Origin of the sequence: Streptomyces sp. MUM 203J, from assembly GCF_022414595.1 — a bacterium.
Lineage (GTDB): Bacteria > Actinomycetota > Actinomycetes > Streptomycetales > Streptomycetaceae > Streptomyces.
Genome location: NZ_JADWYO010000044.1, coordinates 12,910 through 38,759, shown reverse-complemented (window position 1 = coordinate 38,759; position 25,850 = coordinate 12,910). Strand labels below are relative to the sequence as shown.

General features: G+C 73.5%; 23 protein-coding genes and 1 riboswitch. Of the genes, 12 read left to right on the top strand and 11 right to left on the bottom strand.

Going from position 1 to position 25,850, the window contains the following annotated elements; translation table 11 throughout:
- Positions 1 to 121: 121 nt before the first annotated feature.
- From I3F58_RS20775 to I3F58_RS20755, 5 genes are all read right to left on the bottom strand, one after another.
- Positions 122 to 418 (bottom strand): type II toxin-antitoxin system VapB family antitoxin, encoded by a 297-nt coding sequence (locus I3F58_RS20775; RefSeq protein WP_028427380.1) that lies wholly within the window; start codon positions 416 to 418, stop codon positions 122 to 124.
- A 173-nt stretch (positions 419 to 591) separates the two neighbouring features.
- Complete coding sequence (locus tag I3F58_RS20770; protein WP_240110183.1) at positions 592 to 2,130, bottom strand: M28 family metallopeptidase; 1,539 nt, start codon at positions 2,128 to 2,130, stop codon at positions 592 to 594.
- 247 nt (positions 2,131 to 2,377) lie between these two features.
- Positions 2,378 to 3,043, bottom strand: a complete 666-nt coding sequence (locus I3F58_RS20765; RefSeq protein ID WP_240110167.1) for an HhH-GPD-type base excision DNA repair protein — start codon at positions 3,041 to 3,043, stop codon at positions 2,378 to 2,380.
- Positions 3,044 to 3,162: 119 nt separating this feature from the next.
- Positions 3,163 to 4,110 (bottom strand): prolyl aminopeptidase, encoded by a 948-nt coding sequence (pip, locus tag I3F58_RS20760; protein WP_240110166.1) that lies wholly within the window; start codon positions 4,108 to 4,110, stop codon positions 3,163 to 3,165.
- A gap of 127 nt (positions 4,111 to 4,237) precedes the next feature.
- On the bottom strand, positions 4,238 to 5,362 hold the full coding sequence (locus tag I3F58_RS20755; protein WP_240110165.1) for a cobalt-precorrin-5B (C(1))-methyltransferase: 1,125 nt from the start codon (positions 5,360 to 5,362) through the stop codon (positions 4,238 to 4,240).
- A 12-nt stretch (positions 5,363 to 5,374) separates the two neighbouring features.
- Between I3F58_RS20755 and I3F58_RS20750 the strand changes: the two genes are divergently transcribed.
- Positions 5,375 to 6,121 (top strand): cobalt-precorrin-6A reductase, encoded by a 747-nt coding sequence (locus I3F58_RS20750; RefSeq protein WP_240110164.1) that lies wholly within the window; start codon positions 5,375 to 5,377, stop codon positions 6,119 to 6,121.
- A 54-nt stretch (positions 6,122 to 6,175) separates the two neighbouring features.
- The gene (locus tag I3F58_RS20745) at positions 6,176 to 7,144 is read left to right on the top strand and encodes an arylamine N-acetyltransferase (protein WP_240110163.1); all 969 of its coding nucleotides are present in this window, start codon (positions 6,176 to 6,178) and stop codon (positions 7,142 to 7,144) included.
- Here the strand turns inward: I3F58_RS20745 and I3F58_RS20740 are convergent.
- From I3F58_RS20740 to cobG, 3 genes are read right to left on the bottom strand one after another with little or no spacing between them, the layout of a single operon-like run.
- Complete coding sequence (locus I3F58_RS20740; RefSeq protein WP_275678752.1) at positions 7,129 to 8,724, bottom strand: precorrin-2 C(20)-methyltransferase; 1,596 nt, start codon at positions 8,722 to 8,724, stop codon at positions 7,129 to 7,131. The genes I3F58_RS20745 and I3F58_RS20740 overlap by 16 nt on opposite strands.
- A complete protein-coding gene (locus tag I3F58_RS20735) occupies positions 8,721 to 9,356 on the bottom strand; it encodes a precorrin-8X methylmutase (protein WP_240110162.1) in 636 nt (211 codons plus the stop codon). Before I3F58_RS20735 ends, I3F58_RS20740 begins: the two co-directional genes overlap by 4 nt.
- The gene (gene cobG, locus I3F58_RS20730; protein ID WP_374208012.1) at positions 9,353 to 10,594 is read right to left on the bottom strand and encodes a precorrin-3B synthase; all 1,242 of its coding nucleotides are present in this window, start codon (positions 10,592 to 10,594) and stop codon (positions 9,353 to 9,355) included. Before cobG ends, I3F58_RS20735 begins: the two co-directional genes overlap by 4 nt.
- A gap of 12 nt (positions 10,595 to 10,606) precedes the next feature.
- Positions 10,607 to 10,761: riboswitch (cobalamin riboswitch) on the top strand.
- A 36-nt stretch (positions 10,762 to 10,797) separates the two neighbouring features.
- On the opposite strand from cobG, the gene cobN reads away from it, so the two are divergent.
- Positions 10,798 to 14,415, top strand: coding sequence for a cobaltochelatase subunit CobN (gene cobN, locus I3F58_RS20725; protein ID WP_240110160.1), 3,618 nt, complete (start codon positions 10,798 to 10,800; stop codon positions 14,413 to 14,415).
- Entirely contained in the window at positions 14,412 to 14,861 is a 450-nt protein-coding gene (locus I3F58_RS20720; RefSeq protein WP_240110159.1) for an N-acetyltransferase, read from the top strand. The genes cobN and I3F58_RS20720 overlap by 4 nt, the downstream gene beginning before the upstream one ends.
- Before the next feature lie 35 nt (positions 14,862 to 14,896).
- Here the strand turns inward: I3F58_RS20720 and I3F58_RS20715 are convergent, their stop codons facing one another.
- Positions 14,897 to 15,427 (bottom strand): flavoprotein, encoded by a 531-nt coding sequence (locus I3F58_RS20715; protein WP_240110158.1) that lies wholly within the window; start codon positions 15,425 to 15,427, stop codon positions 14,897 to 14,899.
- 516 nt (positions 15,428 to 15,943) lie between these two features.
- On the bottom strand, positions 15,944 to 16,138 hold the full coding sequence (locus I3F58_RS20710) for a hypothetical protein (RefSeq protein WP_240110157.1): 195 nt from the start codon (positions 16,136 to 16,138) through the stop codon (positions 15,944 to 15,946).
- Positions 16,139 to 16,332: 194 nt separating this feature from the next.
- On the opposite strand from I3F58_RS20710, the gene I3F58_RS20705 reads away from it, so the two are divergent.
- The 4 genes from I3F58_RS20705 to I3F58_RS20690 all read left to right on the top strand — a co-directional run bounded on the left by I3F58_RS20705 (position 16,333) and on the right by I3F58_RS20690 (position 22,142).
- Entirely contained in the window at positions 16,333 to 17,217 is an 885-nt protein-coding gene (locus tag I3F58_RS20705) for an NAD(P)H-binding protein (RefSeq protein ID WP_275678751.1), read from the top strand.
- Positions 17,218 to 17,623: 406 nt separating this feature from the next.
- A complete protein-coding gene (locus I3F58_RS20700) occupies positions 17,624 to 18,145 on the top strand; it encodes an FBP domain-containing protein (protein ID WP_240110156.1) in 522 nt (173 codons plus the stop codon).
- 782 nt (positions 18,146 to 18,927) lie between these two features.
- Complete coding sequence (locus I3F58_RS20695; protein WP_240110155.1) at positions 18,928 to 20,838, top strand: alpha/beta-hydrolase family protein; 1,911 nt, start codon at positions 18,928 to 18,930, stop codon at positions 20,836 to 20,838.
- Between the two features lie 86 nt (positions 20,839 to 20,924).
- A complete protein-coding gene (locus I3F58_RS20690) occupies positions 20,925 to 22,142 on the top strand; it encodes a DUF418 domain-containing protein (RefSeq protein ID WP_240110154.1) in 1,218 nt (405 codons plus the stop codon).
- Between the two features lie 129 nt (positions 22,143 to 22,271).
- Here I3F58_RS20690 and I3F58_RS20685 read toward each other — a convergent pair whose 3' ends face one another.
- A complete protein-coding gene (locus tag I3F58_RS20685) occupies positions 22,272 to 23,630 on the bottom strand; it encodes a D-alanyl-D-alanine carboxypeptidase family protein (protein ID WP_240110153.1) in 1,359 nt (452 codons plus the stop codon).
- Between the two features lie 596 nt (positions 23,631 to 24,226).
- Between I3F58_RS20685 and I3F58_RS20680 the strand changes: the two genes are divergently transcribed.
- The 4 genes from I3F58_RS20680 (at position 24,227) to I3F58_RS20665 (ending at position 25,841) form a co-directional block, all read left to right on the top strand.
- Positions 24,227 to 24,685: a CrcB family protein gene (locus I3F58_RS20680; RefSeq protein WP_240110152.1), complete on the top strand. Its 459-nt coding sequence runs from the start codon at positions 24,227 to 24,229 to the stop codon at positions 24,683 to 24,685.
- Positions 24,682 to 25,032 (top strand): DUF190 domain-containing protein, encoded by a 351-nt coding sequence (locus I3F58_RS20675; RefSeq protein WP_240110151.1) that lies wholly within the window; start codon positions 24,682 to 24,684, stop codon positions 25,030 to 25,032. Before I3F58_RS20680 ends, I3F58_RS20675 begins: the two co-directional genes overlap by 4 nt.
- Positions 25,029 to 25,388 (top strand): CrcB family protein, encoded by a 360-nt coding sequence (locus tag I3F58_RS20670; RefSeq protein ID WP_240110150.1) that lies wholly within the window; start codon positions 25,029 to 25,031, stop codon positions 25,386 to 25,388. Before I3F58_RS20675 ends, I3F58_RS20670 begins: the two co-directional genes overlap by 4 nt.
- 102 nt (positions 25,389 to 25,490) lie before the next feature.
- Positions 25,491 to 25,841, top strand: coding sequence for an antibiotic biosynthesis monooxygenase (locus tag I3F58_RS20665; RefSeq protein WP_240110149.1), 351 nt, complete (start codon positions 25,491 to 25,493; stop codon positions 25,839 to 25,841).
- Positions 25,842 to 25,850: the final 9 nt, after the last annotated feature.

The following is a 25,850-nucleotide window of genomic DNA, read 5'->3' as shown; positions in this document are numbered from 1 at the left end:
GCGGCCCGGTGACTATGCCTACTAAACGATCAGCGCCAGAGGGCCGGACGGGTGGGAAAACGGCCCGGAAAGGGGCAATGGCGGCACCTGTCGTGACCCGTACGGGCCGTGGCCGCAGCCCTCAGCCGAGTTCCAGCACGCGGGCGTGCAGCACCTGGCGTTGCTGGAGGGCCGCGCGGACGGCGCGGTGGAGGCCGTCCTCCAGGTAGAGGTCGCCCCGCCACTTCACGACGTGCGCGAAGAGGTCGCCGTAGAACGTGGAGTCCTCGGCGAGGAGCGTCTCCAGGTCCAGCTGGCCCTTGGTGGTGACGAGCTGATCGAGGCGGACCGGACGCGGCGCGACATCCGCCCACTGCCGGGTGCTGTCCCGGCCGTGGTCGGGATACGGCCGCCCGTTACCGATGCGCTTGAAGATCACACGGAAAGCCTACCGGGCGAGCCCCTCCCGGCGCAGCCCGCGCGGCGTGGACGCGGCAATTGGGCGTCTTTGGCCCGTGCCGCCGGAGGTGATCCCTCCGGCGGCACGCCCTCCCCAAGAGCCCTGAGCCGAGTCCTCCACCCCTGCGGGAACCCGGTGACTCGTGGTCGGTCCTACTCGGTGACCTCGTGGTCGTGGTCCTCGTGCAGTCCGCCGCCGCTGCCCGCGTCGCCGCCGGTCGGAACGAACTCGACCGGCTCGCGCAGCGAGCTGAGGTCGTGCGCGTAGGTGCCCACCGCGTTGGCGATGACGTCGATGTTCGCGTCGAACGCCGTCATGTCGATGTTGTCGATGTCGTCGCACGCGGCGTGGTAGCAGGCGTCGTACGGCTCGCCCGCCGTGCCACCGAACTTCGCGGCCTGCGCCTCGGTCTTGATGCCCTCCGCGCCGGTGAACGTGCCGCCGGACGGGATGCCGATCTCGATGAACGGCCCGTAGTCGGAGCGGCCGGTGAAGTCCGTGCCCTCGTGCGGCAGGCCCTTCTTGTCCATGAAGTCGAGGATGTCGCGCTCCAGTTGCGCGGAGCCCTCGGGGCCGGCCGGGGCGCCGACGCCGTCGGAGTCGTTGCCGTCGTACACGAACAGGCCGTAGTTCGGTGAGGCGATCATGTCGAAGTTCAGGTAGAGCTTGATCTCCTTGCGGCCGAGCGCGTCGAGGTTCTCGACATAGTGCTCGGAGCCGAGAAGGCCGTTCTCCTCCGCGCCCCACCAGGCGAACCGCACCTTGTTGGTGGTCTTGTGCTTGTGCTTGGCGAACTTCAGCGCCACATCCAGCAGGCCGGCCGAGCCGGAGCCGTTGTCGTTGATGCCGGGGCCCGCGGTCACCGAGTCGAGGTGGGAGCCGAGCATCACGGTGTTGGCGGCGTTGCCCCGCTGGGTCTCCGCGATGACGTTGCGCGTGGTGCGCTTCTCCTGGAGCTGGCGGATGTCGAGGGTGACCTCCACCGGACCGGCGGCCAGGTCGGCGGCGAGCTTCTCGCCGTCCTCCTTGGTGATGCCGCCCGTGGGGATCTTGCCCTGGTCGGCCCCGCCGAGCGTGCCGTTCAGCGCGCCTTCGGTGTTGTTGTAGATGACCGCGCCGACGGCGCCCGCGGCGGCGGCGTTGGCCTGCTTGGCGGCGAAGGTGCAGCCGCCGCGCTTGATGAGCGCGATCTTGCCGCTGAAGGTGTCGGTGGCGAAGTCCGTCGGCTCGCAGCCGTTCGACCCGTCCTCGTCGACCGGTGCGGCGACCAGGGCGGCGGTGGTGCCGCCGGCCGGGGTGGACTTGGTGTACGTCATGGCCTTGATGGTGACGTCGCGCGGCGCGGGCGAGACGACGGACAGCGCCTCGGCCTGCGTCTCCGTGTACCAGAAGTCGAACTCCTGGTACGAGACGTCGTATCCGGCCTTCTTGAGCTGCTGGTAGACGTACGCGGCCGAGGCGTCGTACCCGAGTGTGCCGGCGGCGCGGTTGCCGACGCTGTCGGCTATCTGCTGGAACTTCCGCAGATGCTTGTGCGCGCTGTCGGCGGACGAGGCGTCCACGAGGCGCTTGGCCAGCTTCGCCGCCTGCTTTTCGGCCTTCTTCCCCGGGTCGTGCTTTCCGGCGGCGGCGGGGGACGCGGATGCCAGCAGAAGCGGGGTCGCGAGTGCGGCTGCGGCCAGGGTGGCCACGGCTCTGCGGTGGGATGACTTCACAGAGATCCTTCCCGTGCGGACAGGGTTGCAGCGAAGCTAGCGATCAACTCGGTCTCTGTGAACAGATGAGTCACAAGTCACGTCATTCTTCGTACGATTCGCTGTGCTTGTGGACAGCTGGCTGAGAACTTGCGCTCGGTTGGGAATAGTTGGGCTGGTTGGGTCGATAGGGGCCGTTTGGCGGCTTGGTGTGCCGGGGGGTGGTTGGCTTGGACGTGTCGTGTCAATCGGACTGTTTCGTGTCCTTGGCGGGCTTTGCGGCTTTGGCGTCCTTGGCCGCTTTGGCAGCGCGCTTGGCCTCCTGCTTGTACGCGCGCACCCTGGCCAGGGACTCCGGGCCGGTGATGTCCGCCGCGGACCGGTACGAACCGGCCTCGCCGTACGGGCCGGCGGCCTCCCGCCAGCCCTCGGGCCGTACGCCGTACTGCTTGCCCAGCAGCGCCAGGAAGATCTGGGCCTTCTGCTTGCCGAACCCGGGCAGCGCCTGGAGTCGGGCCAGCAGCTCCCGCCCGGTGGCGGCCCCCGTCCAGACTGCCGCCGCGTCGCCGTCGTACTCCTCCACCAGGTACTGGCACAGCTGCTGGATACGTCCGGCCATCGACCCCGGGTAGCGGTGCACGGCCGGCTTCGCGGACAGCAGCCCCGCGAACGCCTCCGGGTCGTGGGCGGCGATGGCGTGCGCGTCCAGGTCGTCGGCGTCCAGCCGCCGGGCGATCGTGTACGGACCGGAGAACGCCCACTCCATGGGCACCTGCTGATCCAGCAGCATGCCGACGAGCGCGGCGAGAGGACTGCGGGAGAGAAGCGCGTCGGCTTCCGGCTGCTGGGCGAGACGGACGGAAGGAGCGGGGGAGGAGGGTTCGGGAGTGGAGGCGGTGGGGGTGTTCATGGAGAGATGATCGTGTGTCACCGGGCGCCCCGCACGGCGGGGTCATCCGTCCGGCTGTACGGCCCCGTGAAGCGGCGTGCCCGGGTCCGGCCGCACGGACCGGGCGCGGTCCGCCGCACTCAGCGGCGGGCGAACCGGGCCAGTGCGGCGCGGATGTGAGTGTGCGTCGTGTCCGTGCCGAGGTGGCCGCCGTCGTCGACGACGATCAGTTCCGCGTCCGGCCAGACCCGGCTGAGTTCCCACGCGGTGGTGAGCGGGCCGCCCATGTCGATCCGTCCGTGGATCAGCACGCCCGGGATGCCGGCCAGCCGGTTCGCGTCCCGCAGGAGGGCGCCCTCCTCCAGCCAGGCACCGTGCGCGAAGTAGTGGGCGCAGATCCGGACCATGGCGAGCCGTGCGGCGTCCGGCCGGTCCCCGTACGGGGTACCGGCGCCCTCCAGGGAGACGACCGCGTCCTCCCACGCGCACCAGTCGGCCGTGGCCTTCTCCCGCACGGCGGGGTCGGGGTCGCCGGTGAGCCGGGCGTAGGCGGCGACCAGCTCGGCGGCGGTACGGGCGTCCGTGCCGGACCCGGCGCGGAACCGGTCCCAGGCCTCCGGGAAGAACCTGCCCGCGCCCTCGTACAGCCAGGCGATCTCGGAGCGCCGGGTCGTCGTCACGGCGGGGATCACGATCTCCGAGACCCGCTCCGGGTGCCGCTGCGCGTACGCGAGGATCAGTGTGGATCCCCAGGAGCCGCCGTACAGCAGCCAGCGGTCCACGCCGAGGCGGACGCGCAGGCGCTCCATGTCCGCGACGAGATGGGGGGTGGTGTTGGCCCGGAGGTCGGTGGCGGGGTCGGAGGCGTGCGGGGTGCTGCGCCCGCAGCCGCGCTGGTCGAACAGGACGACCCGGTAGCGGTCAAGGTCGAAGTGCCGGGTGGCGCCGACGCCGGCGCCCGAGCCGGGGCCGCCGTGGACGACGAGTGCGGGCTTGCCACCCGGGTTGCCGTGGGCCTGCCAGTGGACGAGCTGGCCGTCCCCGACGTCGAGCATGCCCTGGTCGTACGGTCGGCTGTCCGGATCCATCTGCGCCTTCCCCTCCCCCGGCGGGCCGCGCGCCGCCCCGCCCCGATGTCACCCTAGTGCGCTTCGGCGCGGTCGCCTCGGGGGCGGGAGGACCGTGCGAGGGTTCGGCGGGCGTGAGCAGGGGTGGTCAGCGAGGTGCGCTGCGGCCCACCACGGTGCCCGCGCGGTCGATGCAGACGACGTCGACCGCGACGGGGGCACCGCGCAGCACGGCCAGTGCCTCGTCGCGGGCGGTCTCGGCCACCAGGTCGCCCAGAGGGACGCCCTGGGCGGCGCACAGCTGGAGCGCGGCGAGACCCGTGTTCGCGGTGGCCACCCGGGCGGCCAGGTTCTCGTCCGCGCCAGCCGCGCGGGCCAGCTCCGCCAGGAACGGCTTGTCCACCTGGGAGCGCGCCGAGTGCAGGTCCAGATGACCGGCGGCCAGCTTGGACAGCTTCGCGAAGCCCCCGCAGATGGTGAGCCGGTCCACCGGGTGGCGGCGGATGTACTTGAGGACGGCGCCCGCGAAGTCGCCCATGTCCAGGAGGGCGTCCTCGGGGAGGTCGTAGAGGGAGGTGACGGTCTTCTCGGACGTCGACCCCGTGCAGCCCGCCACATGGGTGCGGCCCGCCGCCCTGGCCACATCCACGCCCCGGCGGATCGAGTCGATCCACGCCGAGCAGGAATAGGGGACGACGACGCCCGTCGTGCCCAGGATCGACAGACCGCCGAGGATGCCCAGCCGGGGGTTCCACGTGGAGCGGGCGATCTCCTCGCCGTGGTCGACGGAGACGGTGACCTCGACATCGCCCGTGCCGCCGTGCTCCGCGGCGACCCGTGCCACATGGTCGCTGATCAGGCGACGGGGCACGGGATTGATGGCCGGCTCGCCCACGGGCAGCGGGAGGCCCGGGCGGGTGACCGTGCCCACGCCCGGCCCCGCGCGGAACACAACACCGGAGCCCGCGGGCAGGATCCGTACCGTGGAACGGACCAGGGCGCCGTGGGTGACATCCGGGTCGTCGCCCGCGTCTTTGACCACGCCCGCCATCGCCTGCTCCGGCCCGTCGAGCCGCTCCGCCGCCAGGGCGAAGGACGGGGTCTGGCCCTTGGGCAGGGTGATCGTCACCGGGTCCGGGAACTCGCCGGTGAGCAGCGCCGTGTACGCGGCGGTGGCCGCCGCCGTCGCGCACGCGCCGGTCGTCCAGCCGGGGCGGAGGCCGGTGTGCTTGAGTTGGGCGCTGCGCCCACCGCTCGTACTCGTGGACTTCATGGACGGTTTCCGATGCACGTGTTGATCCTTGGCGGCACGACCGAGGGCCGTCGGCTGGCCGAGACCCTGTACGCCGACGGTGTCCGGGTCACCAGCTCGCTCGCCGGGCGGGTGGCCAGCCCGAGGCTCCCCCCGGGCGAGGTCCGCGTGGGCGGGTTCGGCGGAGTCGACGGCATGGCCGACTGGCTGCGCGAGCACCAGGTGGACGCGGTCATCGACGCCACTCACCCCTTCGCCGGGACGATCAGTTTCCACGCGGCGACGGCCGCCGCCACATCCCATGTTCCCCTGCTCTCCCTGCGGCGCCCCGGGTGGTCCCCCGTCGAGGGAGACGCATGGCATGAGGCGGGCTCCCTGGAGGAGGCCGCGAGAGCTGTGCCGAGACTGGGGCGGCGGGCCTTCCTGACCACGGGGCGTATGGGGCTCGCTGCCTTCGCGGGGGTCGCGGACGTCTGGTTCCTGGTCCGGTCCGTGGACGCGCCGGAGCCGCCCTGCCCGCCCCGGATGGAGGTGCTGCTGGACCGGGGGCCCTTCACGCTCGACGGGGAGCGGGAGGTGCTGCGGGCGTACGGGATCGATGTGCTGGTCACCAAGGACAGCGGTGGCGCGGCCACGGCGCCGAAGCTGACCGCCGCCCGTGAGGCGGGTCTGCCGGTCGTGATTGTCCGCCGCCCGCCCGCACCGGAGGGGGTGCGGGTCGCGGCGACGGTGGGGGAGGCCGTGGCATGGGTGACCGGCGGCGGGACACCCCCGAGTTGACAAGGTCCGCGTGACGCGGGGCGCCCGCGGGCTGCGGCGGCCTACCGTGTGGCCATGTCTGAGGGTCCGGACCTGCCGTCCTTCGACCTCGCCGCCTGTCGCGGCCGGATCGGTCCCTCCGGCGAACCCCGCCCCGACGCCGAGACCCTGCGGGCCGTGCATCTCGCGCACGCCCTGGCCATATCGTTCGAGAACCTCGACCCCCTGCTGGGCGTCGCGCCCGGCCTCGGCCGCGAGGAGCTGTCGGCCAAGCTGCTGGGCTGGCGGCGCGGCGGCTACTGCTACGAGCACGACACGCTGTTCGACTGGGCCCTGGAGGCGGCCATCGGGTACCCCGTGACGCGGCCGGCGGCCCGGGTCGTGCCGGGCGCGGAGCGGTTCACGTCCCGGCCGCGCACCCAGATGGATCTCCTGGTCCACGTGCCGGGGGAGGCGGGTGCGGCCGGCACGGACACGCCGTACCTGGTGGACGTGGGCTTCGGGGCCGTCACCACCGTCCTGGAACCTCTGCCGCTGGTCGCGAACCGGGAGCCGGAGGCCGCCGGGCGGCGCCACCCGCTCGTGCGCGCGCCGCACGACGGCCCTCCGGAGCTGTGGGTGCCGGAGACGTACCTGGTGGGGAAGGGGGAGTGGCAGGCGCAGTACGCCTTCACCGTCGAGCCCTTCGGGCACCAGGACTTCGAGGTCGTCAACTGGTTCATCGCGACCAGTCCCCGCTCCCTGTTCTCCCGCCGCCTCTACGCCCAGCGCACCGCCGCCGACCATCACCTGGTGCTCGACGACCGGCGGCTGAGCGTGACGAACGCCGACGGCACGGCGACCGAGCGGGAACTCGTCGACGATGCGGAGGCCCGACGTGTCCTGTCGGAGGACTTCGGCATCACGGCGCCGGACGGGATGGCGCTGCTGCTGCGTCCTCCGGGTGACGGCCCCGGGGCCCTTGGCCGGACCGGCAGCTCAGCCGCCGGCGCCGGAACGGACATCGTGCGGCGGGCCCGGGTGCGGCGTCAGCCGCCGGACTGAGGGGACCCCGCCCCGGGCGCGGCGCCCTCCTCCGTCTCCGGGTACCGCCGTGGCGTCCATGCCACCGTGCCGCCGTCCCCGCGCCGTACCGCCTGGGTCTGGGACGAGCCGATCAGGAGCAGGGTGCGCATGTCGACCTCGGACGGGTCCAGTGCGGACAGGGTGACCACCCGCACGGACTCCTCCGCGCCGCCCACGTCCCGCGCCACGACCACCGGGGTGTCCGCGGCGCGAAGCTCCAGGAGCAGCTCGCGCGCCTGGGCGACCTGCCAGGTGCGACTGCGGGAGCCCGGGTTGTACAGGGCCAGCACCAGGTCCGCGGCGGCTGCGGCACGCAGCCGTTCCGCGATGACCTCCCAGGGCTTGAGCCGGTCCGACAGGGAGATCGTGGCGTAGTCGTGGCCCAGCGGAGCCCCCGCCTTCGCCGCCGCCGCGTTCGCCGCGGTCACGCCCGGCAGGACACGGACCGGGACGTCGGCGTACGGCTCCTGCGACGCGGCCTCCAGGACCGCCGTCGCCATGGCGAACACGCCGGGGTCACCGCCCGACACCACCGCCACACGCCGTCCGCGCCGCGCCAGATCCAGGGCGAATTCGGCGCGCTCCGCCTCCACCTTGTTGTCAGAGCCGTGCCGCCGCTGTCCCGGTCGCTCCGGCACCCGGTCCAGGTACGTCGTGTAGCCCACCAGGTCCGTGGCGGACGCGAGCGCACCACGTGTCTCGGGTGTCAGCCAGGCAGGGCCCGCCGGGCCGGTGCCGACCACGGCGACCTCGCCGTACGAGGGGGCAGCCGGGCCGGTGTCGACGCGCGACGGCAGCACCGCCACCGAGAAGTACGGCACCGAGTCCGGGTCCACCTCCGCGAGCGGCGCCGTGCGCTGCCCCTCCATCGTGGCCCGCTCGACATAGTGCGCGTCCGCCAGCCGGTCCGTACGGCTCAGGGCGCGTCGCACCTGCGGAAACGTCCGCCCGAGCTTCATCACCACCGCCGAGTCCGCCGCCGCCAGGCGGGCGGTCAGCTCCTCCTCCGGAAGGGTGCCCGGGATGATCGTCAGCGTCTCCTCGGCCTCGACCAGCGGTTTGCCGATACTCGCCGCCGCCGCGCTGACGGAGGTCACCCCGGGGACGACCTCTGTCTCGTAGCGGTGCGCCAGCCGCTTGTGCATGTGCTGGTACGAGCCGTAGAAGAGCGGGTCGCCCTCGGCCAGCACGGCAACCGTCCGCCCCGCGTCCAGGTGCGCGGCCAGCAGGGCCGACGCCTCCTCGTAGAAGTCGTCCAGTGCGCCCCGGTAGCCGCCCGGATGGTCCGTGGTCTCCACGGTGAGCGGGTACATCAGCCGCTCTTCGATCTGGTCCTCGCGGATGTGCTTCGCCGCGATGGAACGCGCGATCGAACGCCCGTGGCGTGCGCAGTGGTACGCAACCACATCGGCCGCCGCGATGGCCTCGACGGCCCGGAGCGTCATCAGGGACGGGTCGCCCGGCCCGAGTCCCACCCCGAACAGCTTCCCCGAGGGACCGCCGCCGTGCGACGGCGCGTGGGGCGTGGTCGGTGTTTCACGTGAAACCTGCGCGCTCATTCCGCCTCGCTCGCGATCGCGTTGACCGCAGCGGCCGTCATGGCACTGCCGCCGCGACGGCCCCGTACGACGATGTGGTCCAGGTCCGAGGCCGCCAGCGCCTCCTTTGACTCGGCCGCCCCGATGAAGCCCACCGGGATACCGAGCACGGCGGCGGGGCGCGGAGCGCCCTTGGCGAGCATCTGCAGCAGGTGGAACAGAGCGGTGGGTGCGTTGCCGATGGCCACGACCGAGCCCTCCAGCCGGTCCCGCCACAGCTCCAGTGCCGCCGCGCTGCGGGTGGTGCCCAGCTCGGCGGCCAGCCCGGGGACGGACGGGTGGGAGAGCGTGCAGATCACCTCGTTGTCGGCGGGAAGCCGCTTGCGGGTGACCCCGCTCGCCACCATCTGCGCGTCGCACAGGACCGGGGCGCCGGAGCGCAGGGCGGCGCGGGCGCGGGACACCACCTGCGGGGTGTAGGCGAGGTCGCGGACCAGGTCGACCATGCCGCAGGCGTGGATCATGCGCACGGCGACCTGGCTGACGTCGGCGGGCAGGCCCGCGAGATCCGCCTCGGTGCGGATCGTGGCAAAGGACTGGCGGTAGATCTCCGCGCCGTCCTTCTCATAGTCGAACACTGTGCTCTCGCTCATCTCTGTGCGTCGTCTCGGACGGTGATGACGTGGAAGTCGTAGGCGCCGTCGCCGGTGGCCAGGGCGTCGACCCAGTCGCCCCGGGGGTGGCCGCAGCGGCGCTCGCAGCCCGACCAGTGCACCGGCAGCCCGTGCTCCGTCGGGCGGGCGTCCGCGCGTACGTCGGCCAGGGACTTGGCGCAGCCGGGCCTGCCCGTACACGCGGTGACCGCCAGCCAGGGCGAGCCGGTACGGGTGAGGTAACCCGCCTCGTCCAGCGCGGCAAGCCGTTCCCGGGCCGCGGCCCGGCCGGAGAGTCCCGTCACGACGAAGCCGCGCCACGGGGTGACCCGTACCTCGCCGTCCGGGCCCGGCGCCAGGGCGCGGAACTGGTCGCTGGTGACACGGCCGAGGGGCGCGACCACCGAGACGGCCCGCCCGTCCCCGATCACGCCCGGTCCGGGTGCCACCCCGCCGGACGGCTCCGGGGCGTCGGACGTGTCGGCAGGCTCCGCCGGAACGCCCGCACGCTCCAGGTACCCCGCCACATCCACCACCCGCCCCTCCGGGAGTTCGGCCACCCGCCAGGCACCCGTGCCCGCTTCCCGCACCGCCGCCAGGAACGCTTCGGCCGCCGCCAGCGCGGCACGCGGGGCGTCGGCCGCCCGCACACGCAGCGCCCGGCCCCCGATGCGTACCAGAGCGCGCCCTTCGGGCTCTGCGAGCAACGTCACATCGCCGCCCAGCCCTGCCACATCCCTGCGCCCGTCGTCGACCACGAACAGGAAACGCCCGGACAGCGCCGTCGTCCACGCCTCCGCGCACAGCAGCGCGTCCAGCTCGCGGGCCCACGCCTGCGCGTCCCCGTGCGCCTGTCCGTCCAGGCCCGCGAGCGGCGACACCACCATGTTCCGTACGCGCTCGTGCGCCGCCGAGGGCAGCAGCCCGGCGAGGGACAGGGCCTCCGCCAGTTCCGCCCCGCAGCCGTCGCCCAAGCCCCGCAGATCGAGATTGCCGCGCGAGGTCACACCGAGCCGCCCGTCGCCCAGCCGGTCGGCGGCATCGGCCAGCACGGCCAGCTGAGCGGACGTCAGAACGCCCGTGGGCAGCCGTAGCCGGGCCAGCCCGCCGTCGTCGGCGCGGTGCAGCCGCAGCGCGCCCGGACAGGCGTCACCCCGCTCCCGAACAGGGGTGTCCTGTATATGACTTTCGCCCCCGTTCCGGGGCTTTGAGGAGTTGGGCGGCATGGCGGCGAGCATACGCGCAGCCTCTACTATGCAGACGGCACAGGGTCCCAGGACCCTAGGGAGGAAGCCCGGTGTGATTCCGGCGCGGTCCCGCCACTGTGAACCGGACCTGTGAGCGGGTGAGCCAGCCCTGTGAACGGACCCGGTGAGCCAGGAACTCCCGCCATCCCACGACCACCCGGGGCGAGGACACCCCGAGGAAGGCCCGGCACGCTGTGATCCTGCTGCTCTCGCACTCCGACACCGACCTGCTGAGCGCCCGCGCGGCCGGAGGCCCCGTCGCGTACCGGTACGCCAACCCCTCCCGGCTGCCCCTGGAGGACCTGCCCGGTCTGCTCGACGGCACCGAACTCGTCGTCGTCCGCCTTCTCGGCGGGGTACGCGCCTGGGAGGAGGGCATCGAGCAGCTCCGCGCCCAGGACCGGCCCGTTGTCGTCCTCACCGGCGAACAGGCCCCGGACGCCCAGCTGATGGAGACGTCCACCGTGCCGATCGGCGTCGCCACCGAGGCACACGCCTACCTCGCGCACGGCGGCGCCGCCAACCTGGAGCAGCTCGCCCGCTTCCTGTCCGACACGGTCCTGCTGACCGGCCACGGGTTCGAACCCCCGGCGCCCGCGCCGACCTGGGGCCCGCTGGAACGCGAGGCCCGCCGGACCGAGGGCCCCACCGTCGCCGTGCTCTACTACCGCGCCCACCACATGAGCGGCAACACCGGCTTCGTGTCGGTCCTCTGCGACGCCGTCGAGGATGCCGGTGCCCAGGCCCTGCCCCTGTACGTGGCGTCCCTGCGGGCTCCCGAACCGGAGCTGCTGGAGCAGCTGCGCGGCGCGGACGCGGTCGTCACGACCGTGCTCGCGGCGGGCGGCACCAAGCCCGCCGAGGCTCAGGCGGGCGGGGACGAGGAGGCCTGGGACGCGGGGGCGCTCGCACAGCTCGACGTGCCGGTCCTCCAGGCGCTGTGCCTGACCGGGCCGCGCGCGGACTGGGAGGAGAACGACGAGGGCCTGTCCCCGCTGGACGCCGCCAGCCAGGTCGCGGTGCCCGAGTTCGACGGCCGCCTCATCACCGTCCCGTTCTCCTTCAAGGAGATCGACGAGGACGGGCTCCCGTCCTATGTGGCCGACGCCGAGCGTGCCGCCCGGGTCGCCGGGATCGCGGTCCGGCACGCCCGCCTCCGGCACATCCCGAACGCCGAGAAGCGGCTGGCGCTGGTCCTCTCCGCCTACCCGACGAAGCACTCCCGGATCGGCAACGCGGTCGGCCTGGACACCCCCGCGTCGGCGGTGGAACTGCTGCGCCGGCTGCGCGCCGAGGGCTACGACTTCGGCCCGGCCGAGGACATCCCCGGGCTGGTGTCCGGCGACGGTGACGAACTGATCTACGCGCTCATCGAGGCCGGCGGCCACGACCAGGACTGGCTGACGGAGGAGCAGCTCGCCAGCAACCCGGTCCGGATCCCCGCCGCCGACTACAGGCGCTGGTTCGCGACCCTGCCGGAGGAGCTGCGGGCACAGGTGGAGCGGCACTGGGGCCCGCCGCCCGGCGAGATGTTCCTCGACCGGTCCCGTACCGCCGAAGGCGACCCAGACGGCGATATCGTGCTGGCCGCCCTGCGGCGCGGGAACCTGCTGGTCCTCATCCAGCCGCCGCGCGGCTTCGGGGAGAACCCGATCGCGATCTACCACGACCCGGACCTGCCGCCGTCGCACCACTACCTGGCGGCGTACCGCTGGATCGCCGCCCGCGAGGAGGACGGCGGCTTCGGCGCGGACGCGATGATCCACCTGGGCAAGCACGGCAACCTGGAGTGGCTGCCCGGCAAGAACGCCGGTCTGTCGGCGGCCTGCGCCCCCGACGCCGCCCTGGGCGACCTGCCGCTGGTCTACCCGTTCCTGGTCAACGACCCCGGCGAGGGCACGCAGGCCAAGCGCCGTGTCCACGCCACGCTGATCGACCACCTCGTGCCGCCCATGGCCCGGGCCGACTCCTACGGCGACATCGCCCGCCTCGAACAGCTCCTCGACGAGTACGCGCAGATCTCGTCCATGGACCCGTCGAAGCTCCCGGCGATCCGGGCCCAGATCTGGACCCTCATCCAGGCCGCGAAGCTCGACCATGACCTGGGCATGGCTGAGCGTCCGGACGACGACGGCTTCGACGACTTCCTGCTGCACGTCGACGGCTGGCTGTGCGAGGTCAAGGACGCCCAGATCCGGGACGGTCTGCACGTGCTCGGCACGGCCCCGGCGGGCCCCGCGCGCGTGAACCTGGTCCTGTCGATCCTGCGCGCCCGGCAGATCTGGGGCGGCACGGCAGCCCTGCCGGGGCTGCGGGAGGCGCTGGGCCTGGACGAGTCGGCGGCGACCCGCACGACCGCCGACGAGGCGGAGATGAAGGCGCGGGCCCTGGTGGAGGCCATGGAGGCGGCCGACTGGGACCCGGCGGCGGTCGCGTCGGTGGCCGAGGGCCACGGCGACGGCGTGTCGGCGGTGCTGGACTTCGCCGCCCGACAGGTGGTGCCGCGCCTGGCGGCGACGACGGCGGAGCTGGAGCACGCTGTTCACGCCCTGAACGGCGGCTTCGTGCCGGCCGGGCCGTCCGGCTCCCCGCTGCGCGGTCTGGTGAACGTCCTGCCGACGGGCCGCAACTTCTACTCGGTCGACCCCAAGGCCGTGCCGTCCCGGCTGGCCTGGGAGACGGGCACGGCGCTGGCCGACTCGCTTCTGGAGCGATACCGCACGGACAACGGCGAGTGGCCCACGTCCGTCGGTCTGTCCCTGTGGGGCACCAGCGCGATGCGCACCAGCGGCGACGACGTCGCGGAGGCGCTGGCCCTCATGGGTGTCCGCCCGGTGTGGGACGACGCGTCGCGGCGGGTCACCGGCCTGGAGCCGGTCCCGCTGGAGGAACTGGGCCGCCCGCGCATCGATGTGACGCTGCGCATCTCGGGGTTCTTCCGGGACGCGTTCCCGCACACGGTCGCGCTGCTGGACGACGCGGTCCGGCTGGCCGCCTCGCTGGACGAGCCGTCGGAGCACAACCACGTACGGGCGCACACCCAGGCGGACCTGGCGGCACACGGTGACGAACGCCGCGCGACCACCCGCATCTTCGGTTCGCGACCGGGGACGTACGGCGCGGGGCTGCTCCAGCTGATCGACTCCCGCGACTGGCGCACCGACGCCGACCTGGCCGAGGTGTACACGGTGTGGGGCGGCTACGCGTACGGGCGCGGTCTGGACGGCTGCCCCGCGCGTGAGGAGATGGAAACCGCGTACAAGCGGATCGCGGTGGCGGCGAAGAACACGGACACGCGCGAGCACGACATCGCGGACTCCGACGACTACTTCCAGTACCACGGCGGCATGGTCGCGACGGTGCGGGCGCTGCGTGGTACGGCACCGGAGGCGTACATCGGTGACTCGACCCGCCCCGAGACGGTGCGGACCAGGACCCTCGTCGAGGAGACGTCCCGGGTCTTCCGCGCGCGTGTGGTGAACCCGCGCTGGATCGAGGCGATGCGGCGCCACGGCTACAAGGGCGCGTTCGAGCTGGCGGCCACGGTCGACTACCTCTTCGGGTACGACGCGACGACGGGCGTCGTGGCGGACTGGATGTACGACAAGCTGACCGAGACGTACGTCCTGGACCAGGAGAACCGCGCGTTCCTCCAGGAGGCCAACCCGTGGGCGCTGCACGGCATCGCGGAGAGGCTGCTGGAGGCCGAGTCCCGTGGCATGTGGGAGAAGCCGGATCCGGCGGTGCTGGAGGAGCTGAAGCGGGTCTTCCTGGAGACGGAAGGCGACCTGGAGGGTAGCGACTCGGAATGAAGCTGGCGGTGGGCGGCGAGGACCGGGTTCTGGCGGACCTGCTGGACGAGGCACTGACGGCGTTCAACGCGAAGGCGACAGGTGCGGACAACGGCCGGGAGCTGTCGGTCCGCGTCACGGCCGGGAGCGTCGACACGGAGAGTCACGGATCGGTCGGGGGCGAGGAGGTGCTCCTCGGCGGCCTGACGGGCTGGACGTGGGGTGATGCCTGCGAAATCCACATGCTGTGGATACGCGAGGACCTGCGGGCCTCCGGCCTCGGCACCCGCCTCGTGCGGGCGGCCGAGGAGGAGGCCCGGCGGCGCGGCTGCCGCCACCTGCAGGTGTCCTCGTACACCTTCCAGGCCCCGGACTTCTACAAGAGGCTCGGCTTCGTCGAAACGGGCCGGACGCCGGGGGTGCCGGGCGGGCACGAGGACGTCCACCTGTACAAACGGCTGGACTGAGCCGGTGGGGCCGGCGCTGAGCCGGCAGCGCCGGCTCAGCGCCGTCCGTCGCCGTCCGTCGCGTACAGCACCTTCTCGGCGGCGTCCAGGGCGGCCTCCCACGGATAGCCGTCCTCCGCGCGGCCGCCGTGCAGCAGGGTCACCCCGGCGCCCCGCAGGGTCTCCACCGACCGCTCGAACTGCGGGTGACGTATGTGGGCGGGGTCCAGGCAGTCCATCGCGACCAGCGGGACTCCCCGCCCGATGCCCAGGGCGGCCACGTCGACGACGTAGGTGCTGGTGAGCCCGAGCGCCCACTCGTTCAGGGTGTTGAAGGTCGCCGGGGCGAACAGGACGACGTCCGCGGACGGCCACAGGTCCGGCTCGCCCGGCAACGGATCGGTGTGCCGCACCGGATGACCCGTGAGCACGGCGAGCCCGTCCAGGTTGGGTTCCAGCCAGCGGGCGGCCGTCGGTGTCAGCCCGAGGCACACGTCCCAGCCGCGTGCCTGCGCGTCCTCGATCACCCGGGCGACATCGAACACCGGAGCGGCGGCGGCGCAGAACAGGTAGAGGGTCCTCGTCATGCGACCATCTGATCACATTGATCATGCCAACTGTGGATAACCCGGGGCCGGTTCACGCAATGCCGTGCCACGCTCTCTCCATGACGCAGAGTGACGACGGAAAGCGATACGTCTTCCTCGGCCAGGACGGTGCGGGAACAGGGCATGAGCGGGCGCACGTCATCGTGGCCGGCCCCCGCGGGCATGATCCGCCCGGCCCGGGCCGAGGGGCGGGCCGGGAACAGGGGCATCTGCTGTGTCCGGCCCCCGCCCGAACAGGAGGGTGCCTCACCCCCCCCGTCCGCGCGGGGGCCGGACGGGGCGGGAAAGCGGGTGTCCGGGCCGGGTGGCGGGACAGCCCCGCGGCGGGAGGCGGCGTCGTCGCTCCTCCTTCCGCGGCTCCGCCGACCGGCACACGTCCCCGGGCCCCGCTCGTGCTCGGCAGGACCCGGTCGCCGGAAGCGGACAGGGCGCGAGAGCCCCGTTGGTGACCCGGGAGGGCCGGAGGCGCTGGTGTGAGGGAGGCCCGGCCGGGCCTCACCGCAGATGCATCAGCACGGTCAAGGCGGGATCGTCGTGCGGCTCCGGCGGCCGGGACTGCTTGGGCGGTCCGGCCGACAGGCCGACCGTGCGTCCCAGCCCCAGGACGCGCAGGCCGGTCGGGACGCGTGGTGTGTCGCCGAGCTCGTCGAGGTCGCGGAGTTCGCGGAAGTCGGTCGAGGTGGTGTTCATGTCTCCCCCGGAGGCGGTCGTCATGGTGACAAGACGACCGTAGAACCTCAAGTTAACTTGAGTGCAACGTGATTAAGGCGAGGAGGCGCTTGAGGCGACGGAAACGACGGAGACCATGGGGCTCATGGCGGGAACGGTGCACGCTTGGCCCGGCTCCGGATGACGAGGGGGCGGGTCTGGCGGAGACTGCGGGCATGAGTGACGTGGACACGGGTGTCATCGCCGTCACCGGGGCCGGCGGGCGCGTCGGGCGGCTGGTCGCGGCACGGCTCTCCGACAGGGGCGTGGCGCCGAGGCTGCTGGCGCGGAACCCGGCCCGGCTGCCCGATCTGCCCGGCACGGTGAAGGCACCGGCCGCGGAGTACGGCGACCGCGCGGGCATGAGGGCGGCGCTTGACGGGGCGGACGCGTTGCTCCTCGTGTCGGCGCACGAGTCACCGGCACGGGTGGCGGAGCACCGGGCGGCGGTGGACGCGGCGGTGGCGGCCGGGGTGGGGCGGATCGTGTACCTGTCGTTCCAGGGGGCGGGGCCGGACGCCACGTTCACGCTGGCCCGCGACCACTGGCACACGGAGCAGTACATCCGCGCGCAGGACGGGCTCGGGTTCACCTTCCTGCGGGACGGCTGGTACCTGGCCGGGATCCCCGCCATGACCGGATCCGACGGGATCCTGCGCGGACCCGCGGGCAACGGGCGGGTGGCGGCCGTCGCCCACGAGGACGTCGCGGACGTGGCCGCGGCGGTGCTGCTCGCGCCCGGGGAGCATGACGGGGCCACATATGACGTGACAGGAGGTGAGGCGTTCACTCTGGCGGAGGCGGCGGAGGAGCTGTCCCGGGCCACGGGGCGTACGATCCGCTATCTCCCCGAGACCCGCGACGAGGCCTACGCGTCGCGTGCCGGTTCCGGGGCGCCCGACTGGCAGGTCGAGGCGTGGGTCACCTCGTACGAAGCCATCGGCCGCGGCGAGTTGGGTGCGGTCTCGGACACCGTGCCGCGCCTCACAGGGCACACGCCCATGACACTGCGGGACTTTCTGGCCGAACATCCGCGCAGCTGCGCCCACTTGACCGGCTGAGGAGCACGGGTGCCGACGAGGCGGCGCGCCCGGCCGAAGGCCTGGGGCGCCGCGGGCTGCGGGGCTGGGACGCACGGCCTCCGACGAGGAGGGTGCCCGGCCGGCGGAGGTGAGACGGCCGGCCGGGCGGGGCGCGCGGCGCCGGGATTCAGTCCTCCCCCAGCACGATGTTCCACTCCTGGCCTGGGTCTTCAGGCTCCCGGTCCGTGCGAGCCGGGCGACAGGTCCGGACGCGGCCCTGGATCTCACGTGCCAGGGAGATGGGCTGAGAAGCTGTCTGATCACTGGGGTGGCCACCCGAGGTGGTCGCGGTGTGTGTGGTCATGGCTACCGAGTAACCCGGGTCGGGAGGACCAAACGGAAAATCGGGTGCATCGCGTACGGGCCTTCCGTACGGTCGCCCTCCGTGGACCCACTCAGCGAGAAACAGGTACGCGGCGCGTTCGTGAACTGCTCCAAGGGCGAGGCGGCCAGGATGAAGCTCCCGGTCGGCTTCGGGGAACTGCGCTGGGAGGAGCTGGACTTCCTGGGCTGGCGTGACCCGGGTGCCCCGCTGAGAGCGCATCTCGTCGTACCGGCCGGGGAATCCGGCGGCAAGCCGGTCGGGATCACCCTGCGGGTGCCGGAGCGGTCACGTACGAGCGCGGTGCAGTCCAGCCTGTGCCGGATCTGCCTGACGAGTCACGCGTCGTCCGGGGTCACCCTGTTCTCCGCGCCGCGCGCCGGGGCGGCGGGCAGGGACGGCAACACCGTGGGCCTCTACATCTGCTCGGACCTGGCGTGCCCCCTTTACGTGCGGGGGAAGCGCCAGCCGTCCATGCGGACCGCGCGGTACGAGGAGTCCCTGTCACTCGAGGACCGGATCGACCGGATGCGGCTCAACCTCCTCGCGTTCGTCGCGAACGTACGGCTACCTTCGGCCACATGACGGCTGAGGGGGAGCTGGAGGGGGAACGGCCGACGCCGAGACCGGCGGGGCCGCGGGGGAGAGCGGGGGCGGACGGAGCGGGGGCCTTACCCGAGAGAGAGGGCACCGAGGGGGACGCTCCGGCGGGGCCCCGCTCCGAGGAGGACGGTTCGGCGTCGCCGGGTCCGGCGGGCGTCGGTTCGGTGAGGTCCCCTCCGGCTGGTGCTTCACCGGCTGGTCCTGAGCCGGTGAGTCCTGGTGCGGTCGGTCTTCCTCCGGCGGGTCCCGGCGCGGTGCGTCCGGGTCCGGCGGAGGCCGGTCCGGGCGGTCCCGGTCCGGTGAGGTGCGCGCTGGAGGCGTCCGTGCCCGGGGGCTCCGGCACGGCGGGGCCGTCTCCGGCGGGTCCCGGCCCGACGTGTCCCGGCCCTTCAGGTCGCGGGCTGGTGGGGGACGGTTCGCGGGGCACCTTCCGGGCGGGCCCGGCCTCGATGCCCGCCGCGCCCCGCCAGGACCCCGCTGAAGCCGGGAACGGCCGGGCGAGCGAGGGTCCGGCCGTTTCCGGCGCCTCCCGCCTGCGGCGCGGGCGGGCCGTGCGGGCGGCGGTGCCCGCACGTGCGCCTGCTGCACGTGCCGTGGGAGCGGTGCCCGGCCAGCGGGGCCGGGGCCCGGGTGGGGAAGGGGCCCGGCAGGGTGAAGACACAGGCTGCGGCCGGGTCACGGGGGCGCGGGGCGTCCGGTGGGCGTGGGGGCGGGCGGGACGGATCGTCCGCCGGCCGTTCCGGGACGGGGCGGATCCACGGCGGGTGGTGCGGCGCCGGCCGGACCTGACCGGGCTGTGCGTCGCGACCGTCTTCTTCTGGCTGTCGCTGACGCCCTCCCTCGTGCCCCGCCCGTGGATCCTGCAGGGGGTCATCGGCGGGATCACCGCCGCCATCGGGTACGCCGTCGGCGGCACCCTCAGCGGGCTGGCCCGGGTCACCACCCGGGGCCTCGCCCATGCCGCCGTCCAGGCCGTCCTCGCATCCCGCCCGGCCCTGTGGCGCCGCTCGGCCCTGGGAGGCGGCCGCGCCCCCGGGCCCCGCCTGTCCCCGGCGGTCGGCTCCACCACCCGGCCCGGTCCCGCCGCGGGGCCCCGGGCACTGCCCGCGCCCCGCCCCGCTCCGGGCCCGGCGCACCGCCCGGCCCCGGGCCCCGCCTCAAGGGGCGCCGAACCCCGGCCCCCTCTCGCCGTGCGGGACCGGGTGAGAGTGTGGGGGTGGTGGGCGTACGGGACGGGGGCTCCGGTGCTGTCCGCGTGGTTGCTGTCCGAGAGCGCCGACATGCAGCGGCGGCTCCGGCGGATGCAGGAGCTGCCGCCCGGGCTCACCTGGCACACACTGATGATCGCGTTGATCGCCGTGGCCCTGTGCGCTCTCCTCGTCCTGGCGGGCCGCTCCGTACGCCTCGGGGCCCGGCGCCTGATCCGGGCGCTCGACACCTGGCTGCCCCGCCCCGTCGCCGTGGTCGCGGGACTGCTGCTCACCGGCATGGTCATGACGGTCGGCCTGCGCGACGTCGTCTTCGACCGCGGCATCGTGGACGTGGCCGACCGAATCGCGGAGACCACCAACCGCGGCACCAAGGAAGGCGTCGAACGCCCCACGTCCCCGTACGTCTCGGGCGGCCCGGGTTCTCTCGTGCCGTGGGAGCGGCTCGGTTACCAGGGACGCAACTTCACCGGCACGGTCCCCGACCGTCGGGACATCGCCGCCTTCACCGGCCGCCCCGCCGCCGACCCGATACGGGTGTACGTCAGCTCCGAGGTGCCCCGCGCCTTCACCGGCCCCGACGACGAGAACGAGCCGTTCCGGGCTCAGGCCCGCCTGGCCGTCCAGGAGCTGGAGCGCACCGGTGCCTTCGAGCGGGAGGTGCTGGCTGTCGCGGGCACCACGGGCAGCGGCTGGATCGACTCGAACGTCGCGCAGGCGCTGGAGTATCTGCACGGCGGGGACACCGCGATCGTCGCCGTCCAGTACTCGTACCTGCCGTCCTGGGTGTCGTTCCTCGTCGACGAGGAGAAGGCCGGCAAGGCCACCCGCGCCCTCGTCGACGCCGTACGGGAGAGGTGGGAGCGGCTGCCGACCGGAGACCGCCCCAGACTCGTCGTCACCGGCGAGAGCCTCGGCGCCTACGCCGTCGAGCGGGCCTTCGACGGCATCGACGACCTGCTCGCCTCCACCGACGGGGCGCTGCTCATCGGCACTCCCGCCTTCTCGCCCATCGCCCGGGAGCTGCGCGAGGCACGCGACCCGGGCAGCCCGGTCTGGCGCCCCGGGTACGACGGCGGCCGTCACGTCCGGTGGGCACAGTTCCCCGACGAGGACCTGTCCCGCCCGGTCGGCGCCCCCTGGGCCACGCCCCGTGTCGTGTACCTCCAGAACGCCTCCGACCCCATCGTCTGGTGGTCCACCGACCTGCTCTTCTCCCGCCCCGAGTGGATGGAGGCACCGCGTGGCCCGGACGTCACCCCCGAGATCAACTGGTTCCCGTTCGTGGCGTTCTGGCAGACGACCGTCGACATGGCCGTCAGCTACGGCGTCGAGGCCCCGCACGGCCACCGCTACGGGGCCGCCGCGGCGGACGGCTGGGCGGCGGTCGTCCCGCCGGACGGCTGGACCGCCGAGGACACCCGGCGCCTCCATGCCCACCTGGCGGGCAGGAAGACTCCGTACTGACCGGCATCGGGTACATCCTTCGATGCAGGGGGAGTTCGTCCCCCGTCACGATGAACCGCCGCTCCGTCGTCGCGAGGATGAGAGTCATGACGACGACCACGGGGGCCGCGACACCGCAGACGGCCGTGCACCGACGACTGCCGCTGCTCGATGTGCTGCGAGGCACCGCCATCCTCGGCACACTGATGACGAACGTGTGGGTCTTCACCTCCCCCGGAGCCGAGTGGGGCGTCCTGCAGGGCTCCGGCGGAACGCCGGGCTTCGGCTCGGTGCCGGACGGGGCGGAGACCCTCTTCCGGCTGCTCGCGGACGGCAAGTTCCTGTCGTTGCTGACGATCCTGTTCGGCGCGGGTCTCGCCATCCAGCACGCGGCGGCCGAGCGGCGCGGGGAGCCGTGGCCGGGGCGGTACCGGTGGCGGGCGCTGTTCCTGTTCGTGGAGGGGACGGTGCACTTCCTGCTGGTCTTCGCGTGGGACGTGCTCATGGGGTACGCGGTGACCGCGCTGTACGTGGCGTGGCTGCTGTCCCGGTCCGAGCGGGCCCGCCGACGCGCGATGTGGTGGGCGGCGGGGGTGCATGTGACGGTCATGGGACTGCTGTCCGCCGCGCTGGCCCTGGGCGACGGCGACCCGGCGGGCGGCGGCGGTGGGGTCTCCCCGTCCGTTGTCGAACTGTACGCGCACGGCAGCTGGTTCGAGCAGATCGCGTTCCGTGTCGACAACGCGCTCGCCCTGCGCATCGAGCCCGTGCTGACCTTCGCGCTGCTGGTCTTCCTGTTCCTGTTGGGTGTACGGCTCCTGAGGGCGGGCGCGTTCGGGGCGGACGCGGTGGGGCGGCGGCTGCGGGCGCGGATGCTGGCCTGGGGGCTCGGGCTGGGCGTGCCGCTGAGCGTGGTGTGCGTGCTGGCGGGCGACGCCGGGTTCCTGGCGGGGCGGTACGTGGCCGCGCCGCTGGTGGCGGTGGGGTACATGGGGCTGATCGGGGCGGTCGTGGACCGGCTGCTCCCCCAGGGCCCGGACTCCGTTCGGCCGGGGCCGGTGACGGGGGCGGTCATGTCCCTGGGGCGGATGGCGCTGTCCGGGTACGTGGTGCAGAACGTGCTGTGCGTGCTCGTCTCGTACGGGATCGGGCTGGGCCTCGCGGCGCGGCTCGGGGACACCTGGCGGCCGTGGGGCGTGATGGGGCTGTGGGCGGCGGTCTGTGCCGTGCTGCTGGTGGGTGCGAACTGGTGGCTGCGGCGGTTCGAGGCGGGGCCGTTGGAAGGGGTGCAGCGTTCGGTGCTGCGGCGGGTGCTGAGGGGCTGAGGGCCGGCGGGTGCGGTGTCCCTGCCCGTCCCTTCCCCGCTGCGGTGGATCCGCGGTTCCGCCGCACCCGGAGGACCTGCCTCCGGTTCGGGGAGGGGCGGGGCGAAGGCCGGAACCGCCGGCCGCGCCTCAGGGGAGCCTCGCCCCCCTGCGGCGGGTGAACCACAAGGTGGCCGCGGCCAGGCAGGCGGTACCCACGAGCAGGACCGGCAGGGCGGCGCTCGGGCCGCCCTGCCCCACGGCCCCGGCCCCCGCCACCACGGTTCCCCGCCCGGCTCCGGCCTCGGCCACGGGACCCGCGGCGCCTGTCGGAGCCGTGCCGGAGGCGGAGGCGGAGGCACCGTCCGGGGCCCGGCGGGCGGTCACCGCCGACGCCGTGGCCCCCGACGGGGCCGACGCGGAGGCGGACGCCCCCGCCACCCGCACGTCCGCCCGCTTCGGCGGGGTCGGCAGCAGCGACCCCACCGGCTGGACCTTCGCGCCCGCCCCGAAGCCCCAGTCGAGCAGCTCCCGGGCCTCCTCGTACACCGCACGGAACCCGCCCGACTGAGGGTTCAGCACCGTCACCACCAGCGTCCGCCCGCCCCGCCGCGCCGCCGCGATCAGGGTGTGACCGGCCTGGCTGGTGTATCCGTTCTTGACGCCGAGGATCCCGGGATACCTCCGTACCCCGTCCTCACCCGTCACCAGCCGGTTGGTGTTCCGGATCCCGTACGTGCCCCGCCCCGCCGGGAAGTCCGCGTACCGCAGCGCGCAGTAGCGGGCGAAGTCCGGGTTCCGCAGGCCCTCGCGCCCGAAGACCGCCAGGTCGTACGCCGATGACACCTGGCCCGGTGCGTCGTACCCGTCGGGTGACACCACCTTCGTGTCCCGGGCGCCCAGCGACCGTGCCACGGCCTCCATCTGGCGGGCCGTCTTCTCCCAGCCGCCGTTCAGCCCGGCCAGCACCCGCACGGCGTCGTTGCCGGAGTGCAGGAACACCCCCCGCCACAGGTCCGCGACCCGGTAGGTGACCTCCTCCTTCACCCCGACCAGGCTGCTGCCCGCTCCGATGCCCTCCAGCTCCTCCTCCCGCACGGTGTGCCGGGCGTCCTGCGCCAGCCGGGGCAGCACGGTCAGCGCGAACAGCGCCTTGATGGTGGAGGCCGGGGGGAGCCGCCGGTGCGCGTCCCGGGCGGCCAGCACGTCGCCCGTACGGGCGTCCGCGACCAGCCAGGACAGGGCGGACAGCCGGGGCGGGGCCGCCGCCCCGGGGGGCAGCCGCACGTGCGTACCCGGCCGGTTCAGCACCGCGGGGTCCACGCGCGCGGTGGGCCGCGGCGGCATGGGCTCGGCGGGCCGGGGCGCCGTCACCGCGCCCCGTGCCGGGGGCCGCGGCCCGGCCGCCACGGAGGCGGCCGACGACAGCACCAGCAGCGGCAGCAGCAGACAGAGCAGCACCAGGGCGGACACGCCGGCCGCGACCCGTGCCGAAGAGCTGACGATCATTCAGTCACGGTAGGGACCACCACCGGGTTCCGCAGCGCGATGTGCGCCGACCGGCCTACGCGTATGCGCGCGTACGGACGTTCTGTGTGAAGAGTCGACGTGGAAGACGCGTCGGGAGGCCGGGTCTGCTCGTTGTGAAGACGTCAGGGCGGCGCCCGCGCCGGTGTGACCGGGGGTTCCCCGGCTTCCGCACCGGCAGGGCCGGAACGGTGCCGGGCGGCCCGCCGTCTTCCACCGTGACCGCCTGCCGCGCACCATCCATCGCGTACCTGGGAGTACCCCATGACCGAGACCGTCGTCGGCATCGTCGTTGCCTTCGCCCTGGTCGGCTACCTCGCCCTCGCCCTCGCGTATCCGGAGCGCTTCTGACCCCGTGGAGGACCTGTCGCACACGCACCGCCCCCGTCGTCCGTGCGAGGGGCGGCCGGGTGACGCGGCACGGGGGTCTCCGCGGTGGCCCCGCCGGGGGCCGCCGTCACGCGCCGAGCTCGTGCCCGGTGCCGCCCGGTCCCCGGCCGGGCGCCCCCGGCCCAGCGCACCGCCCCGCGCCCGGGCGGCCCCCTCCCCTGCCTCCCCGCCTCGCTAGGCTCGCCCCCATGACCACGGCCGCCCGTCCCTCCCCACCCCCGGCCCCCTCGCCCTTCCCCTCCCTCCGGGCCGAATGGCCCGTGCTGGCAGCGGTCGCGGTCGGCGGGGGGCTGGGGGCGGTCGGACGGTACGGGCTGGCGGTGGTGTGGCCCGCCGAGCCAGGGGCCTTTCCCTGGGTGACACTGGTGACGAACGCGCTGGGCTGCGCGGTGATGGGCGTGTTCATGGTGCTGCTGGACGAGGTGTGGCGCCCGCACCGGCTGGTGCGTCCGTTCTTCGGGACGGGAGTGCTGGGCGGGTTCACCACCTTCTCCACGTACGCGGTGGACGCGCACGGCCTGCTGGAACGCGGGAAGCCGGGGACGGCGGCCGGGTATCTGGTGGGCACCCTGGCCGCGGCGCTGGGTGCGGTCGCGGTGGCGGCGTGGGCGACAGGGCGGCTGCTGGAGCGGAGGGCGGCGCGATGACGATCAGGCTCACGGGGCGGGCCATGCGGCTGACGGTCTTCACGGGCGAGTCGGACCAGTGGCACCACAGGCCCCTCTACACGGAGATCGTGCACCGCGCGCACCAGGCGGGCCTGGCGGGCGCGAGCGTGTTCCGGGGCATCGAGGGATTCGGCGCCTCGTCCCTGATCCACACGTCCCGGCTGCTGTCCCTGAGCGAGGACCTGCCCGTGGCGGTGGTGATCGTGGACGACGAGCCCCGCGTCCGCGCGTTCCTCCCGCAGCTGGACGAACTGGTGGGGGAGGGCCTGGTGACCCTCGAACCCTGCGAGGTCATCCGCTATGCGGGCCGGGGGTCCGCCGAGTGACCTGGCTCCTGGTCCTGGCGGGCGGAGCCCTGGGCGCTCCGCTCCGCTACCTCACGGACCGTGCGGTCCAGTCCCGCCACGACACGGTCTTCCCCTGGGGCACCCTGACGGCCAACCTCCTCGGGTCCCTGCTGCTGGGCGCGCTGACCGGCGCGGCGGTCTCCTCGGAGACGTACGCGCTCCTCGGCACGGGCCTGTGCGGTGCCCTCACCACGTACTCGACCTTCTCGTACGAGACCCTCCGCCTGGCCCGCACCGGCTCCCTCGCCTACGCGGCGGCGAACGTGACGGCGACGGTCGCGGTCACGCTGGCGGCGGCGTTCCTCGGTGTGGCAGTGGGCCAGGTCCTGACCTGACGCGTCCTCAAGGACTCCCTTGACCTCAAGTCGGGTCGAGGTGTGAGGCTCTTGCCTGGCAGAACGGTTCGCCCGGGACCGTACGCAGGCAGGAGGACTGGCATGAGCACCGACAACGGCTTCTACTCCATCATCGACTACACCGTGGACGGCCCCGAGACACAGGCCGAGCTCGTCAGCGCCTTCGCGGAGATCCAGGAGCGCTGGGTGAGTTTCTACCCCGGCTACCGCTCGTCCCGGTTCCATGTCAGCACGGACGGCGCCCGCGTCTTCAACATCGTGCACTGGGAGAGCGAGGCCGACTACCGCAACTTCGTCGAGTCGTCCGACACGGAGGGCCGGATGTCCGCCATCGGAAAGGCGCTGGAAGGGCTCTCGGGCAGGGCCGAACTCCGGATGGCCGAGGTCCCGACCTACAAGGTCGTGCGCGAAGTCGGCCCACGCGCCCGGTAGCGGATCCGA